Annotated in this window: 14 protein-coding genes; 1 reads left to right on the top strand and 13 read right to left on the bottom strand. The window is 47.3% G+C overall.

Annotated features, from left to right (window positions below; genetic code table 11):
* Positions 1-48: 48 nt before the first annotated feature.
* The 5 genes from ACIGBN_RS10100 to ACIGBN_RS10080 all read right to left on the bottom strand — a co-directional run bounded on the left by ACIGBN_RS10100 (position 49) and on the right by ACIGBN_RS10080 (position 5,650).
* A complete protein-coding gene (locus ACIGBN_RS10100) occupies positions 49-933 on the bottom strand; it encodes a carbohydrate ABC transporter permease (RefSeq protein ID WP_341563580.1) in 885 nt (294 codons plus the stop codon).
* Positions 923-1,855: a carbohydrate ABC transporter permease gene (locus tag ACIGBN_RS10095; protein ID WP_133002170.1), complete on the bottom strand. Its 933-nt coding sequence runs from the start codon at positions 1,853-1,855 to the stop codon at positions 923-925. Before ACIGBN_RS10095 ends, ACIGBN_RS10100 begins: the two co-directional genes overlap by 11 nt.
* A gap of 73 nt (positions 1,856-1,928) precedes the next feature.
* Entirely contained in the window at positions 1,929-3,176 is a 1,248-nt protein-coding gene (locus ACIGBN_RS10090) for an ABC transporter substrate-binding protein (protein WP_133002169.1), read from the bottom strand.
* A 286-nt stretch (positions 3,177-3,462) separates the two neighbouring features.
* Entirely contained in the window at positions 3,463-4,914 is a 1,452-nt protein-coding gene (locus ACIGBN_RS10085) for an ATP-binding protein (protein WP_133002168.1), read from the bottom strand.
* Positions 4,901-5,650, bottom strand: a complete 750-nt coding sequence (locus ACIGBN_RS10080) for a response regulator (protein WP_133002167.1) — start codon at positions 5,648-5,650, stop codon at positions 4,901-4,903. Before ACIGBN_RS10080 ends, ACIGBN_RS10085 begins: the two co-directional genes overlap by 14 nt.
* A gap of 191 nt (positions 5,651-5,841) precedes the next feature.
* On the opposite strand from ACIGBN_RS10080, the gene ACIGBN_RS10075 reads away from it, so the two are divergent.
* A complete protein-coding gene (locus ACIGBN_RS10075; RefSeq protein ID WP_396665212.1) occupies positions 5,842-6,810 on the top strand; it encodes a carbohydrate kinase in 969 nt (322 codons plus the stop codon).
* A 105-nt stretch (positions 6,811-6,915) separates the two neighbouring features.
* Here the strand turns inward: ACIGBN_RS10075 and ACIGBN_RS10070 are convergent, their stop codons facing one another.
* From ACIGBN_RS10070 to ACIGBN_RS10035, 8 genes are all read right to left on the bottom strand, one after another.
* On the bottom strand, positions 6,916-7,647 hold the full coding sequence (locus tag ACIGBN_RS10070) for a 3'-5' exonuclease (protein ID WP_396665211.1): 732 nt from the start codon (positions 7,645-7,647) through the stop codon (positions 6,916-6,918).
* A complete protein-coding gene (locus ACIGBN_RS10065; RefSeq protein WP_396665209.1) occupies positions 7,648-9,504 on the bottom strand; it encodes a DUF294 nucleotidyltransferase-like domain-containing protein in 1,857 nt (618 codons plus the stop codon). It abuts the gene before it with no gap.
* A 16-nt stretch (positions 9,505-9,520) separates the two neighbouring features.
* On the bottom strand, positions 9,521-10,084 hold the full coding sequence (locus ACIGBN_RS10060) for a TMEM165/GDT1 family protein (RefSeq protein ID WP_133002164.1): 564 nt from the start codon (positions 10,082-10,084) through the stop codon (positions 9,521-9,523).
* A 276-nt stretch (positions 10,085-10,360) separates the two neighbouring features.
* Positions 10,361-11,944: a BCCT family transporter gene (locus tag ACIGBN_RS10055; protein WP_133002163.1), complete on the bottom strand. Its 1,584-nt coding sequence runs from the start codon at positions 11,942-11,944 to the stop codon at positions 10,361-10,363.
* 462 nt (positions 11,945-12,406) lie between these two features.
* The gene (gene hemW, locus ACIGBN_RS10050) at positions 12,407-13,585 is read right to left on the bottom strand and encodes a radical SAM family heme chaperone HemW (protein ID WP_396665206.1); all 1,179 of its coding nucleotides are present in this window, start codon (positions 13,583-13,585) and stop codon (positions 12,407-12,409) included.
* Positions 13,582-14,190, bottom strand: coding sequence for an RdgB/HAM1 family non-canonical purine NTP pyrophosphatase (rdgB, locus tag ACIGBN_RS10045; protein WP_133002161.1), 609 nt, complete (start codon positions 14,188-14,190; stop codon positions 13,582-13,584). Before rdgB ends, hemW begins: the two co-directional genes overlap by 4 nt.
* 100 nt (positions 14,191-14,290) lie before the next feature.
* Entirely contained in the window at positions 14,291-14,881 is a 591-nt protein-coding gene (metW, locus tag ACIGBN_RS10040; protein ID WP_133002160.1) for a methionine biosynthesis protein MetW, read from the bottom strand.
* Complete coding sequence (locus ACIGBN_RS10035) at positions 14,881-16,038, bottom strand: homoserine O-acetyltransferase (protein ID WP_133002159.1); 1,158 nt, start codon at positions 16,036-16,038, stop codon at positions 14,881-14,883. The genes metW and ACIGBN_RS10035 overlap by 1 nt, the downstream gene beginning before the upstream one ends.
* Between the last annotated feature and the right edge of the window lie 35 nt (positions 16,039-16,073).

The following is a 16,073-nucleotide window of genomic DNA, read 5'->3' as shown; positions in this document are numbered from 1 at the left end:
TCTAAATCGCCCGCGCAGTGAAAAAATGTATAGGCGCGAGCGGTGTTGTTAACCTTTTACGGCACCGGCGGTTAAGCCACGGACGAAGTATTTTCCTGCTAATACGTAAACGACTATGGTTGGCAAGGCCGCGATGATGGCAGCGGCCATATCGACGTTATATTCTTTACCACCAAAGCTGGTATTCACTAGGTTGTTCAAGGCAACGGTGACGGGTTGAGAGTCAAAGCCAGAGAACGCCACACCAAATAAGAAATCGTTCCAAATTTGTGTGAATTGCCAGATGACGGTCACGACGATAATCGGTGTAGAAACCGGCAAAATAATGCGATAGAAAATGGTAAAGAAACCGGCGCCATCAAGACGTGCCGCTTTGACCAATTCGCCTGGAATAGACTGATAGAAGTTACGGAAGAAGAGCGTTGTAAACGCCACACCATAGACCACATGCACAAAGACCAAACCTGTGGTTGAACTGGCAATGCCTAACCAACCTAGTGTCTGTGCCATTGGCAGTAATACCACTTGGAAAGGGATAAAACAGCCAAGTAACAAGGCGGCAAAGAACAGGTCACTGCCACGGAATTTCCATAAAGAAATAACGTAACCGTTGATCGCGCCCAGCAAGGTGGAGATCGCCACTGCAGGAATCACAATTTTAAAAGAGTTCAAAAAGTATGGGGAAATCCCCGTACAAGTACTGCCAGTACAGGCGCCAGACCAGGCTTTAGTCCAAGAGTCGAAATGCAAATAAGCCGGTAACGACAATAATGTACCGTTACGCACTTCTTCTGAGTCTTTTAAGGAGGTAATTAACATGATGACCAGTGGCATCAGGTAGAAAAAGGCCATTACCAAAAGCACCGTATATAAGGCGATGCGTAACACCTTGCTAACGCCGGATGTTTTACGAGCGACTGGGTTATTTTTCATTTTTTTCACCTCGTAACTCTGAGTACAAATAAGGGACTAAGATCGCCAAGATACAGCCTAGCATCACCATTGCTGATGCCGAGCCCATACCAATTTGGCTACGAGTGAAGGTGTAGGTGTACATGAAGTTAGCCGGTAAGTCAGACGCGTAACCTGGACCGCCATTGGTTAGCGCTTGAACCAAGTCGAAACTCTTAATTGCAATGTGGGACAAGATCACCAAAGCACTGAAGAAAACAGGTTTTAGCGACGGTAAAATAATACGGCGATAGGTGGTAAAGGTGCTGGCACCATCAAGATGAGCGGCTTTGATTAAGTCACCATCTACGCCACGCAGACCCGCTAAGAAAAGCGCCATTACAAAACCAGAGGCTTGCCAGACGGCCGCAATAACCAAACAGTACACCACCATGTCGGGGTTGGTGAGCCAATCAAATTTAAAGTTCTCAAAGCCCATGTCTATCATCAGCTTTTGAATGCCATTGGTTGGGTTTAATAACCACTTCCAGGCGGTACCAGTCACGATAAATGAGATCGCCATTGGGTAAAGGTAAATGGTTCGAAGCGCGCCTTCTGCACGGATTTTCTGATCTAGGAAAATGGCTAACATGATGCCAAGGAATAAACAGATCAAAATAAACAAGCTGCCGAAGATGCCGAGGTTAGTCAGCGCCACCATCCAACGGTCGTTGTTAAACAAGCGCTCGTATTGATCCCAGCCAACGAATTTGTACGAAGGCAGCATACGAGAGTTAGTAAAAGAGAGCACGGCGCTCCAAATCATGTAGCCATAAATACACACAATGGCGATGATCATGGTTGGCGCGAGTACAATTTTAGGCATCCAATCGGCCAAACTGAAGCGCGCAGAGCGTCCTGACTGAGTCTTTTTTGACCCAGAATTGGCGGTGTTAGTATTCATAATTGATTACTTCACTACAAAGGAGAAATAAAGAGGCTGACCAGCGGTCAGCCTCGCGAGCAGGTGGTGATGATTACATGCTTGCTTTAACAGCGCGGGCCAATTTGTCAGCCGCTTGTTCTGGCGTCATGCTTTCTGTGTTGAAGAAGTTTGTGATGACATCAAACATAGCGCCTTGAACCATAGAGTTCACTGCCATGCCGTGAGCCATGCTTGGCAATAGATCGCCAGACGCGGATGCGGCATTGAAGGCGTCCATAGACGAGTCGGCACAAGTATCGAATTTATCTCGAGGCATGCCTAAACGTACTGGGATAGACCCTTTCGCTAAGTTGAAGGTTTCTTGGAATTTAGGCTCAAGAATCAAACGAGCCAAGTCTTTTTGGGCTTTTTGTGTGTCTTTGCCATCGACTTGGAACATCGCAAGAGAGTCGATGTTAAACGTGTATTGACCACTGGTGCCCGGTGCTGGCACACAGATGTAATCGATACCTGGTTTTTTGCCCGCTGAAGTAAATTCGCCTTTTGCCCAGTCACCCATGACCTGCATCGCCGCTTTACCGTTGATAACCAAAGAGGTTGCTACGTTCCAGTCTCGGCCAGAGAAACCTGGGTCGACGTATTGACGCATCTTTTTGAAGGTCGTTAGTGCGTCGATCATTTTCGGACCTTTAAGCGCATCGTCTTTTAGGTCGATGAAAGCCGCTTTATAGAAATCGGTTCCTTCTGAAAGAGCAATGGCTTCGAATAGTGTTGCGTCTTGCCATGCTTGGCCGCCATGAGCGAGAGGAATGAAACCGGCTTTTTTGATTTTGTCGGCCGCGACAAAGAATTGGTCCCAAGTGGTTGGAATCGATGCGCCCGCTTTACGGAATACATCTGGGTTTGCCCACAACCAGTTTACACGGTGTACGTTGACTGGTGCCGCAACATAATGACCATCGTATTTCATGACATTACTAACCACAGGAGGAAGAATTTGATCCCAGTGTCCCGCTTTTGCGACATCGTCTATATTTGCTAAGAAACCTAGATCGCCCCATTCTTGGATAGTAGGGCCTTTGATTTGTGCTGCGGCTGGAGGGTTGCCTGCAATAGCGCGGGATTTTAGAACGGTCATAGCGGATTCACCACCACCACCGGCGACGGCAAAGTCTTTCCAAGTGTCGCCAGCATCTTCCATTTCTTGTTTCAGAACGTTGATTGCTGTTGCTTCACTGCCCGATGTCCACCAGTGAAGTACTTCTACTTCACCTGCTTGGCTGTTGGCTGCTGCCAACGCGAGTGCCACGGTAGACAAGCCTAATGCAATTTTCTTCATGATAGTGACCTTTGTTATTTTTATGGTATCCAAGCGCTGAAGGCTTGGTTTATTGTTAACTTGAAGGGCATCTACGCAAGATACCTTATCAAGAGTCTCAATTTAGCAGAGCGCTTGCTGTTGATGGGTAAGATAGAGCAACCAAATGTAACAAAGTCTTGCAAAAGCGCGGCGATTTGAAGGAAAACGGATAGTAAAAGAGAGAATAATTGACTTTTTTTGCGGTTTTCCTCTTAACAATGTGCATAAACTTGCACTGTGTGTTGAGTGAAAAAAAGCCCTTTATTCAGTGCCTTGGCAACCATAGCCGAGCTTCTAACCCTTTTTCTGGTAGGTTGCTCAAAACGACTTCACCGCCATGTGCTCGAGCAATGTTCCTCGCAATACTGAGCCCTAAGCCCATGCCGCCTGGGTGACCTGAATGATCTGGCGTGAGGCGAGTATAAGGCTGGAACATTTTGTCTATTTGTTCACTTGGAATCCCCGGACCCTGATCGCAAATGCGAATACAAAGATCATTCTCACTGTCTTCTATTAATACCGTGGCCTTTGCTCCGTAATACAGTGCGTTGTCGATCAGGTTGCCCAAACAGCGTTTAATGGCGAGAGGTTTGCCTATATAAGGGTGGTTTAATTGGCCGCTAATGGTGAGTTTTTCTGTGCTTAAATTGGCGGTGCTTTGCATGTCTTTTAGCATGCGTAAAATATCCAGTTCGACACGATTTTCGTGAATATCGGTTTCTTTTACGCTTTGTAATGCCCCTTTTACCAACATATCCAGATCTTCTAAGTCTCGAATCATCGCTTCTCGGGTGTCGTCTTCATCGAGTAACTCCGCTCTCAGCCGCAGTCGAGTAATAGGCGTTTTTAAATCATGAGAGATGGACGCAAACAGTCGTTCTCTGTCATTCAAATAGCGTTGAATCCGCGCCTGCATGTCGTTAAAGGCGCGTGCGGTATTGCGCACTTCCACACTGCCGTATTCCTTTAGAGGTTTTGAATCGCCTTGACCAAAGCGCTCTGCGGCTCTGGCTAGCATGGCGAGTGGGCGAGTCACCCGACGCAGAATCAACAGGCTAAGTAACAGCACAGTGATCACCGAGACTGTCATGGTAAAGAGGCGTTCACCGGTGAGGGCGGAGGTGCCATCCAAAAAGTACGGGTCGGGCATTAAGCTGGCGAGGTATAACCAGTCTTTGTCGTTAATCGGGATTTGAATAATGATAATGGGCGGCGTGAGAGGTTTGACTAATAAGCTGTGATTCCCCCATCGCTCTGGCAAATCGGTTAAGAGCGTGTGGTTATTGATGACGTGTAGGTCGTCTGGGCTAGAGAAGGCAATTTTGGCGTTGTGGATGCCGAGCTGTTTGACCAAGGTTGATTCTACTTGGTTCTTTACTATGTCCATTAAGGGGGAGTCGTGAAGCTCGTTAATGCGGATTTCTTCACGATTGAGAGTCACGAAAAAGCGCGTTCCCCCCATGCTTTGTAATTGATCAATGACAATGTGGCGGTAGTTGCGTGGCAATGAAGTGAAGTAGCTGACGGTAGAGGCGATACGGTATGACATATGCCTTGATACTTCGAGTACGTTTTTCTCTGTATCAGAATTCAGCTGACGAAGCCAAATGGTCGAGCTAATAAACTGCGCACTAGCCACGCCCAACGCCATGATGATGAGGATCTGCCCTGTGAGGGAGTTAGACCAGCGCTTAATGCGCTTATTAATGCGACTCATCCACATGTGCCATATCGGATGTCATTACATCGGCGGTTAAAATATAGCCTTGGCCTCGAACGGTTTTAATCAGCTGGGGCTGTCTTGCGTCTTCACGCAGGCGTTGACGTAAGCGGCTGACATGCACATCAATAAAACGATCTAGGGGCGCGCTATCACGGCCGCGAGTATTTTCTGCAATGTGTTCTCGGGTAAGTACTTTGCCAGGGCTTGCCAAAAAAAGCATGAGCAGGTTGTAATCCGCGCCAGACAAAGACTCTTTCTCGTTCTGGTAATTCAGTTCTCTAGAGAGGGTGTCTAAGGTGAACTGAGAGAAATGATAAAAGCGTTGAGCCACATTAGGCGCTTCTACTATTTCGGTGTGTTCCATGCGTCGTAAAATGGCTTTGATGCGCGCCAGCAACTCTCTTGGGTTAAACGGCTTAGCCAGGTAATCGTCGGCGCCAATTTCTAGGCCAATAATGCGGTCCATCTCGTCTGAGTTCGCAGTCAGCATAATCACGGGCACTTGCGATTGGGTGCGTAATGAACGGCATACGGAAAAGCCATCTTGCCCCGGTAGCATGATGTCGAGAATCACTAAGTCGACGTCTTGAGAAGGTTTGAAATCGGCCAGAAACGCTTCGCCAGACTCTGCGGTTAAAACCTGAAACTGGTGTTTCTCTAGGTAGGTTTGTAGCAAGGTACGAATGTCGTCATCGTCGTCAACGACGTAGATACATTTGGCTTTCGTCATTATTATTCTCAGTGAAAGACAGTAAAGTTATGCAGAGAAGTTTCAGTCTAACAAGAAACCCAAAAGGAACCAATTGTTACAATGATCGAGGATAGCGAAGTCAATTAAATAAATTAAATTGATTTAATTTTCGTCTCCCTGCATAATTTTTCACCTTTCAGACCTCATTGCTCAATATAGAGAATCACAAGATGACGACAAAAATAATGGCGTTCGGCGAAGCCCTGATCGACTTCCTTTCTAACGGTGCGACACAAGCTGGCGAACTGGAATCTTTTACTAAATTCCCTGGCGGTGCACCGGCGAATGTCGCCGTTGCTGCAGCACAGCTTGGTGGCAATAGCCATTTTGCTGGGCAAGTAGGTGACGATGCGTTTGGTCACTTTCTAAAAAGTTCTCTTGAAAGCTATGGTGTGGTGACGGACAGTATGCTGATGACAAACGAGGCAAAAACAGCCTTGGCGTTTGTTAGCTTAGACAATACAGGTGAGCGCAGTTTTGAGTTTTATCGCAACCCTTCTGCGGACATGTTATTCCGTGAAGCTGACTTTAAACCTACTTGGTTTGAAGGACACGGCGTGTTCCACACCTGCTCTAATACTTTAACAGACGAGTCTATTACTCAAGCGACCTTGGCTGGTATTCGGATGGCGCGTGCCGCGAATTGGGTCGTCAGTATCGATGTAAACTTGCGTATTAACCTTTGGCCTGACCATAACGTCGATACCCAGCGGGTGATTGACTGGATGCAAAGTGGTGACGTGGTTAAAGCCAGCCTAGAAGAGTTAGCAGTACTAGCGGATGACCCATTTGCCTTGATTGATGAGAGCCTAGCCGCTGGCGTGACCTTGTTTGTGTTAACTGACGGTGGTAATTCCATTCGTTTTTACAGTAAAGCACAAGGCAAAGGCGAAGTTGTGACGCCAAAAGTGGACGTAAAAGATACGACGGCTGCCGGTGATGCTTTTGTTGGCGGCTTGCTGTATCAATTGGCGGAGCAAGGTGGTGACAGCGATTCTTTGGCGGCACTATCACAAGCACAACTGACGGACATTATTCGTTTTGCGGCCGCCTGCGGTGCCGACTCAGTGACCAAACTTGGCGCGTATCCTTCTTTGCCTACGCTTGAGCAAGCGCAAGCGCGTCTGAGTACCTTTTAATGTAAAGGTGAGTGATTGATGCGCTGCTCGTTTTAGAGGCGCTGATCAATTGCCAAGAAATGTCTAAAAGCGAGGTGTGTGCTGGTCATACACCTCGCTTTTTTATTAGAGCCAATAGGCGGAGATGTTGGCCTCTGGATCAAGGTGGTAGCTAATCTGTGCTTGCAGCAACTCTGCGGAAGATAAGGCATCGGTGAGAGCATGATGAGCTTTGTAACGTGGTAGGTGATAGCGTTGGCGACAAGCGTCTAAGCGTAACGATGGCTGTCTGGCGATGATGCGCTTCCACCAAGGGGTTTTATTTTGCGCCAGATGTTCTATTTGCATGGTGTCTAGGACGGGAAAGTACAAAGGGAAACCATACACATTTAACGCCGCTTCGCGTAGAAATTCACGTTCGATAGACACGCAGTGAACCACGACGACCTTGCCTGAGAGCACGTTAAGAATCTCATTGAGGATGCGGTGCAAAGGCGGCGCTTCGGCTAACTCCGTATGGGTGATTTCATGGATGGTCACCGACTCGGCATTAAGGGTACGTTCTGGCTTTGCCATCCAATACCCAGCACCTTGGCAGCGAATGATTTTATGATCCATCGGCACACACCCTAAGCTGATAATTTCATCGTTGAGTGGGTCAAGTCCGGTGGTTTCTAAATCCAGCGCCAACAAAGGGGCTTCTTTTAATGGTGTGTCTAGCGCTATTGTCCCTGCTTCATAATAACGTTTAAGAGGGCCCTCTGGCGCCTCTTTAGCCCATTGCTTGAACATCGCTTGCCAATCTTGGAGCGGTTGAGCTTTGGGTCCTTTAATGGCGGTCATCAGTCGCGTAAACATCTAACTACGCTTCCCAGCATAGCGAAATTTAATAAACTCCTGCTGTCTTTCGACGATGTGAAACGCGTCTCGTAGGTGTCGTTTTTCAAACGATGATAACAGGGCAGGGTTAACGTGGTTGGTCACGATGAGTTCTTTTTCGATCTGATCTTTTTGGCTGCGAATGCGCACCATGCCAATCATTTCTAAGGCCAGAGCCAAGTCCTTCGCGCGGCCATCAGGTAACAAGCCCGCGTTGTCGATATCTTCCAAACGTTCTAGTGTGTTTAGCTTGTCGCTGCCACAGGCTAAGGCATGCACTCGGACAATGTCTATGATCGGGGCAATGCCTCTTTCTTTCAGGTTAAAGGTTCGAGACTGTTTCCCTTCGCCGTCCAATACAAATTGTCGAAAGAAGCCGAGTGGCGGTTTTCGTTGGTTCGCGTTACGTGCCATAAAAGTCAGAAAGCCTGGGTTGGCTTTTGCTTCTTTTCGTATGTGTCGACTTAGATCCTTCGCTAAGTACTTGTCACCGTATATTCCTTTTAAATCAAAGAAAATAGACAAATGTAACAAGGCTTCGGCCTTAGGTTCTTTGATCCAGTCGCTGAAATATTTTTTCCACTGATTCAGCGGCTGACGCCAAAGCGTGTTAGACGCCATAACATCGCCGGTGCACAGAGGATAACCACACATATCTAGGCTTTTGCAGACCCAGTCGCTTAGCTTTTCAAAGTATTCACCATGCGCTTTAGGGTCATAGTGATTGCTTAAAATCAGCGCGTTGTCTTGGTCGGTTTTAATGGTTTGTTCTTCGCGTGCTTGAGAGCCTAGTGCGACAAAACAGTAGGGCACAGGCGGCTTACCAAATTTCTCTTCGCCCAACTTTAGTAAGCGTTTTACAAACGCGGTGCCAATATGGGACATGGCATTACCGATCATTTGGGTATTGGCATCAGCGAGGACCAGCTGAGTAAAGGTGTGCGTCATTTTGCGGCTGATCGCCTGCAATCCTTCGATGCTGGTTTGCTTGTAAATGTCGCTAATCAGATAAATACTGCCGTGGCTTTCCGCTTGGATAATATCGCCGGTACTGACCACCCCAACGGGCTGACTTCCCTTCAGGATGGGAATGTGATGAATGTTTTTTTCCATCATCTTCAATACGGCTTCAGCCGCATAATCGCCACTGTCCATGGTGACAGGATCAACCGTCATCACTTGACCCACTGGCGTATCGTAATCCAATCCCGCTGCGACGACACGGTTACGTAGGTCGCGGTCTGTTAAAATGCCAACTAAGATGTCGTTTTCCATGATGAGGAGGCTGGATACTTTGTTATCCGCCATCATTTTTGCGGCCATGCGAATATTCCCATCGATACCAATCGTGATGGGATTTCGGCGCAGTAGACTAACAATAGGGCAGGTCATCAAAGAGATGCCAGAGCTCTGGGATTCCATCGCCACTTTTAGTCTAACTTCTTGTTCAAGTTCGAAAAAATCAGAAAAACTATCGTTTTCTTCGTAGAGTTTTAAGAACCAACGAGCGGGAATACGATAAAGTAGGCTGTCTTCAATCGCGCGCATTGATTGAGAGAATTTACCGCCACGTAGAAGAGAAGCGTAACCAAACAGCTCCCCTTCATTCATACGCCGAATCAGCTTTTGTTCTTTGCTAAGGGCTTCAACAGCGCCACTACGGATGAAGAATAGAGTGTGATTGAGTATGCCAGGTTGGATCGCCCATTCGCCAGCTCGCAAGTACTGAACCTCTACTTCCTTGACCATATCGTTCAGTTGCGGATCATCAGCAAGCTCACTAAAAGGCGCGTGTTGGCAAAGTGCTTCTACTATCTCGGTTAATTCGACATCCATAACGTATTCCTAGTGATTAAAGCATTGGCGATATAATACTGACTAACCCCATGACTAAAAATAGCACGCAAGCGAGTCGACGGGTAAGTGTTGGGTTGATACGGTCCATTATCCAGTTGCCGGCAAAGACCACGGGGACATTGGCGAGCATCATACCAATGGTTGAACCAAGTAAAACCAGGCCAACCGACCCATAATGTGCCCCTAATAATACGGTAGCGATTTGAGTCTTGTCGCCAATCTCGGCAAGGAAAAATAAGATAAGCGTGGCTGTGAAGGCGCCATATTTGAGCATGCTTCCTTCTTCGCTGTCGTCTTTATCTGGAATCAGCAGCCATAATCCGACGGCGATAAAACTGACACCCACCACCCAGTTAACCCAACTAGCAGGAATCCAATTCGCCGCCTCAACACCAAACCAGGCAGACAGGGCGTGATTGATTAACGTGGCAAACAGCATGCCTAAGATAATCGCCGTTTTTGATGGAAAACGGGCAGCAAGAAAGAGAGCAAGAAGTTGTGTTTTGTCACCCATTTCAGCAAGGGCAACGGTAGAGATAGAGGTTATGAGTGCTTCCATTATTGGGAATTCCTAGGTGGGCAGATAAACAAAAGACAACACACTTGAGCCCACCTGAGCCAAGTCATTGTCTTAAGTCTCATCAATCCCATTCGATAGTGGTTCGAATTTGGACTTCTTTGCCACGAGCATGAGGCTCAATTATGTTGACAAAGAATCTTTGCAAAACGCAAAGAAGATTACTCCCCTAAGAGGCCGCGAATAATAAAGGACTTCTCGGCTGAAAACAATACGAGCGGCCAAAGCCGCTCGTATTAACACTGTTTATCGTCTGCTTTATTTATAAAGATGCATGTCGCCACGCAGTCCTTTAAACAAGGCAACACACATTACCAGCATCAGTAAGGTAAACGGTAAGCCGATGGTCACCGCCGCCGCTTGAATCGCTGACAGGGCTTCTGAGCCGCCGCCAACCAACAAGGCAATGGCAATAACACCTTCTAATACCGCCCAGAAAACACGCTGAATCATAGGCGCATCTGTTTTACCACCGGCGGTAATACCGTCGATGACCAGAGAGCCTGAGTCAGATGAAGTCACAAAGAAGACCAACACAAGCACGATACCAATGAAGGAAGCGACAGAGGTTAGCGGCAAGCCTTCTAGCATTTGGAACATCGCCAAAGACACATCGGTTAAGCCACCAGCCAGAGCGCCAGTGCCATGAGTGATTTGATCCAGAGCGGAACCACCAAAGATAGACATCCAGACAATGGAGACAACTGTAGGCACAAGTAATACTGCGGTTAGGAACTCACGAACCGTACGGCCACGAGAAACACGCGCGATAAACATACCTACAAATGGGGACCAGGAAATCCACCAAGCCCAGTAGAAGATAGTCCAACCGTGGTAGAAGGTTTGGTCTTCACGGCCAATCCAGTTACCAAGCGGCACTATGTTTTCGACATACGCTATTAAAGTGGTACCCATGGTGCCGAAGATGACGCCGGTATTACCCATGATCAAAACAAACGCTGCAAACACAGCCGCGATGATCATGTTGACGTTACTCAATAGCTTCACGCCGCCTTCAAGGCCACGAGCTACAGAGAAAATAGCCACTGCGGTAACACCACAAATCACCACAATTTGTGTGGTTAGAGTGTTCGGGATATTAAATAGGAAGTTTAATCCACTGGCGGCCTGTTGAGCACCAAAACCAAGGGAGGTTGCCAAACCAAAGATGGTGGCGATAACCGCTAATGTATCGATAGCATGACCGATAACACCCCACACTTTTTCCCCGAATAAAGGGTAGAAAGCAGAGCGAATAGTAAGAGGCAAGCCTTTGTTGTAAGCAAAGAAGGCAAGTGACAATGCAACAACCGCATAGATCGCCCAAGGGTGAAGACCCCAATGGAACATGGTTGCGCCCATTGCCATTTTCATTGCTTCTGGTGTGTTGGCGGTGACATTAAGCGGTGTACCGTACCAGCCAGTGTAATAAGCCACCGGTTCTGCCACACTCCAGAACATCAAGCCAATACCCATGCCCGCGGCAAACAGCATTGAGAACCAAGTAATGGTTGAGTGTTCTGCTTTGGCTTCACTGCCACCCAAACGAATTTTACCCATAGGGGACAGAATCAGAGCGATACAAAATAGGACAAAAATATTGCCTGAAATTATGAAGAACCAATCGAAGTTATTGATTGACCATGTTCGAGCGCCCATTAATACCTCTTTGGCATCGGCAGGGAACATGATGGTAGCAATGATAAATGCAAGGATGATGATTGCACTGGTGCTAAATACCGGGTTTAGGATATCCATTCCAAGGAAACGAATATTGTCTTGCCCCACGGTATACGAGGTATTGTATTCTTGCCGGCCGTTGCTCGGCGCCTTGTTTTTCATAGATCTCTCCTGAATAAGTGAACACTTTTCGAATCTTTCTAAACAAACTACGTGCAGCCAATTGGCCAGTGTTTTACCACTCCAACTTCATCATAGAAAAAGGACTGGAGGTGAACTGTTCTTTTTACGTCATCTATTGTCCTATTCCGCCTCAGCACGCCAAGTTTGCTTGTTATTAATCTCTTTGCTCAGCGTTAAGGCCTGCAAGGAGTAAATAGGTCGCGTGGTGTTAGGTGGTAGTAAAGACACTATCAGGTCTTTTATAACAATTAGATGACACAGATAAATAGTCCGATGGCGCTAATTATGTTGTTTAGACGATGTTGTTTTAGATAAACACGCTATGTCGTGTTTATCTAAAACAAGAATAAAGTGGGACGCTGTTGGTTCCCACCCTATAAATAGGCGGCAAGATTTACATTTATTTGTTTAGATGTCAAACCATTGTCAAAAAAGAGGACATTAAGAAAGAAACAATTCAAGCAACTCATTTAAGAATAATTTGCCCTTCTCTGTGGTTTGCACTTTGCCATTCGACCACTGCTCAGCGTCTAAAAACCCTTTCTTAATCGCGGTATTACACGCTTTTAGCAATGCGTCTGGTAGCGCTTGGTAGGTGTAACGCTGGTAATCTTGTAAATCGAAGGTTTCAAACAAGCGCAGGCGATTCATCATAAATTCCAATGGCAAATCTTCTTGCTCTATGGATTCTTTGATCACTAATGCTTCGGGCAGTGTGTTTAGGTAATGGTTTGGGTGACGAGTTTTACGAGTGCGAAAGATTTGCCCATCAGGGAGAGTCACTTTACCGTGAGCCCCCGCGCCAATGCCAAGATAATCACCAAAGCGCCAATAATTTAAGTTATGCGCGGCTCGACGATTGTGTTTGGCGTTTGCGGACACCTCGTATTGTGCGTAGCCGTGTTTTTCAAGCAGCGCCTGACCTGCGTCTTGAATTCCCCATAGCGTATTGTCTTCAGGCAAGGTTGGCGGACGTCGATAAAATTCCGTGTTGGGCTCTATGGTGAGTTGATACCAGGATAAATGCTCAGGATCGAGCTGAATGGCGAGGGCCAAATCGTCCAGTGCCATATCAAGGCTTTGCTCGGGCAGGCCGTGCATCAAATCGATATTAATATTATCGAAGCCCGCAAGACGAGATTTCTCCACCGCGTGGATGGCTTCTTCGCGGTTGTGGATTCTGCCTAGCGTTGTTAGCAGCGTTGGCTGAAAACTCTGGATGCCAATAGACAATCGGTTGATGCCTGCTTGACGAAAGTGACGAAATTTCTCTTGTTCAAACGTGCCTGGGTTGGCTTCCATGGTGATTTCTGCGTTATCCACCCAAGTGAGCTTGTCGCGTAGCGCATCCATTAAACGGTAGTAAAAGTCTTCGCTCATCAAGCTCGGCGTACCGCCACCAATGAAGGCGGTTTGAATCGGCCGTCCTGCTACATAAGCCAAATCCGCGTCTAAATCCGCCAACAATTGCGCTAGATAAGCGTCTTCGGGCAACTTGCCCTCTTTTTCGAAACGATCGGCTTGGTGTGAGTTAAAGTCGCAATAGGGGCATTTTTTAACACACCAAGGCAAATGGATGTAAAGGCTAAGCGGCGGCAAGCTGGCGGTGAGGTTTATCATAGAGAAGCACTGCGTTGTTGGAAGGCGGCCACCAGCTGTTTTAGCGCTTGGGCGCGATGACTTATTTGATTTTTCACTTCTTTTGGTAAGCTGGCCGCACTGCAGCCGCATTCGGGTACATAAAATAGCGGGTCATAGCCAAAGCCTTCTTGGCCTTCCGTTGTTGGTAAAATACGGCCTTCCCATACCCCATGGAACACCAAAGGCGTTGGATCGTCTTTATGGCGCAAATACGCCAGTACACAATGAAAGCGAGCGCTACGTTCATGATCTGCAACGCCCTCTAGTTTCTCGAGCAAGAGCGCATTGTTGGCGTCGTTGTCTCCATGCTCTCCGGCGAAGCGTGCAGAATAAATACCGGGTGCGCCGTTTAAGAAATCGACTTCAATACCAGAGTCATCGGCTAATGCCGGTAGACCGGTATGCGCGCATGCATTGCGAGCCTTTAAAATGGCATTTTCGATGAACGTCAGACCGGTTTCATCCGCTTCTGGTACGCCAAACTCGTTCTGTGGTTTTACATCAAAGCCTAGGTCTCCCAATAAAGCGTTGAATTCTTTGATTTTACCAGCGTTATTGCTGGCTAGTACGATGGTCTGGCTCATCGTTTTTCCTCTGCAGTAAATGCGATATTGTGATGTAAAAAGGCGACTAAATAGCCGCCTTCTGGTGCTGTTTGCTTTTTATACTCTGTTGCACAATGGCTTAACGAGTAATGTGAAAAATGGCGGTTTCGCTGAACATGTTAGGCATGGTGCGAATCCACCAATGATCTCGTAGATGACCATCGACTGCTGCCCAGCGCAAAATCTTAATGCCTTTTTCGTTGCACAGGCGCTCAAAATCTTGGAAGGTGAAAAAGTGAATGTTAGGTGTGTCATACCAATTATAAGGTAAGAAATCGGACACGGGCATTCGACCTTTGAGTGCTAAATGCAGACGGCTGCGCCAATGACCAAAGTTTGGGAAGGTAATGATGCATTCTTTGCCAATGCGCAACATTTCATCGATCAATAAATCTGGACGACGAAATTGCTGCAAAGCGTGGGTCATCAAGACCAGGTCAAAGCTATGATCTTCAAAGTTTTGTAGGCCTTCGTCGATGTTCTGCTCTAAAACTGGAATGCCTTTTTCAATACAGGTATTGAGATCCTCTGGGCCAATTTCTAAGCCATAGCCAGTGATTTGCTTGTTGTTCATCAAGTGATGAAGAAGTTCACCTGGGCCGCAAGCCAAATCCAATACACGTAAATTAGGCTGAATCCATTCATCGATCATTTCTAAATCAGAACGCATTATTGAGCCTCCTTTAAGATTCGATTACCGATGCGCGTTAAAAAACTGTTTAGCGTTGTCATATAACGAGGTATAGGAAACAAGAAAGCGTCGTGGCCTTCAGCGGCTTCTATTTTTGCGTAAGAGACATGCTTTCCTGCTTTTACCAAGGCATTGACTATTTCTTCGCTTCGCTCTGGGGCAAAACGCCAGTCGGTGGTGAAAGAGACCAATAAAAACTCGCATTGGGCACGGCTCAGAACCGCGGATAAGTCACCATCAGTTTCGGCAGCAGGGTCAAAATAATCCAGAGCCTTTGTCATCAACATATAGGTGTTGGCGTCAAAGCGTTTGGTAAAGGCTTCGCCTTGATAACGCAAGTAGCTTTCTACTTCGAACTCGATGCCATAGTTGTATTGGTAATTATCATGGCGCATCTGACGGCCAAACTTCGAGCCCATGGCGTCATCGGACAAGTAGGTAATGTGCCCTAGCATGCGGGCCAATCCAAGGCCATTGGTTGGCACGGATTGCTTGTTTAAATAGCGTCCGTCATGAAACTCTGGGTCACGTCGGATGGACTGACGCGCCACTTCGTTAAACGCAATGTTCTGGGTCGATAGGTTCGGTGCTGAGGCGATGATCACCGCTGCTTTTAAGCGTGTAGGAAAGCGAATGCTCCATTCGAGCACCTGCATACCGCCAAGACTGCCACCCACGATGGCCGCAAAGGTTTGAATGCCTAATCTGTCCGCCAGGCGAGCTTGGCTTTCGACCCAATCCTGCACGGTAACAATAGGGAAATTTTCACCCCAAATATCACCGGTTTCCGGGTTGATGCTGGTCGGACCAGTGCTGCCTGAACAGCCGCCTAGATTGTTTAAACTGATGACAAAAAAGCGCTCAGTGTCGATGGCTTTGCCTGGCCCAATAGCGCTGTCCCACCAACCAGGTTTCTTGTCCGACATGGCGTGATAACCTGCGGCATGGTGATCACCACTGAGTGCGTGGCAAATCAGAATGGCATTAGAAGCATTGGAATTCAGAGTTCCATAAGTTTCATAAACAAGTTGATAGGCTGGTAAATCTTGGCCACAAGAGAGCGTAAGAGGTGTCTCAAACTGCGCAATATGTGGCGCCACGATACCAACAGAATCGACTGGAATAGCGTCCGGCATAGGCTTTAGGTGTCCTGGTGAAAGTCATCGCGCTT

It is taken from the genome of Marinomonas sp. NPDC078689, assembly GCF_044542435.1.
GTDB classification, from domain to species: domain Bacteria; phylum Pseudomonadota; class Gammaproteobacteria; order Pseudomonadales; family Marinomonadaceae; genus Marinomonas; species Marinomonas arenicola.
This window is presented reverse-complemented; position numbering and strand designations above follow the sequence as displayed.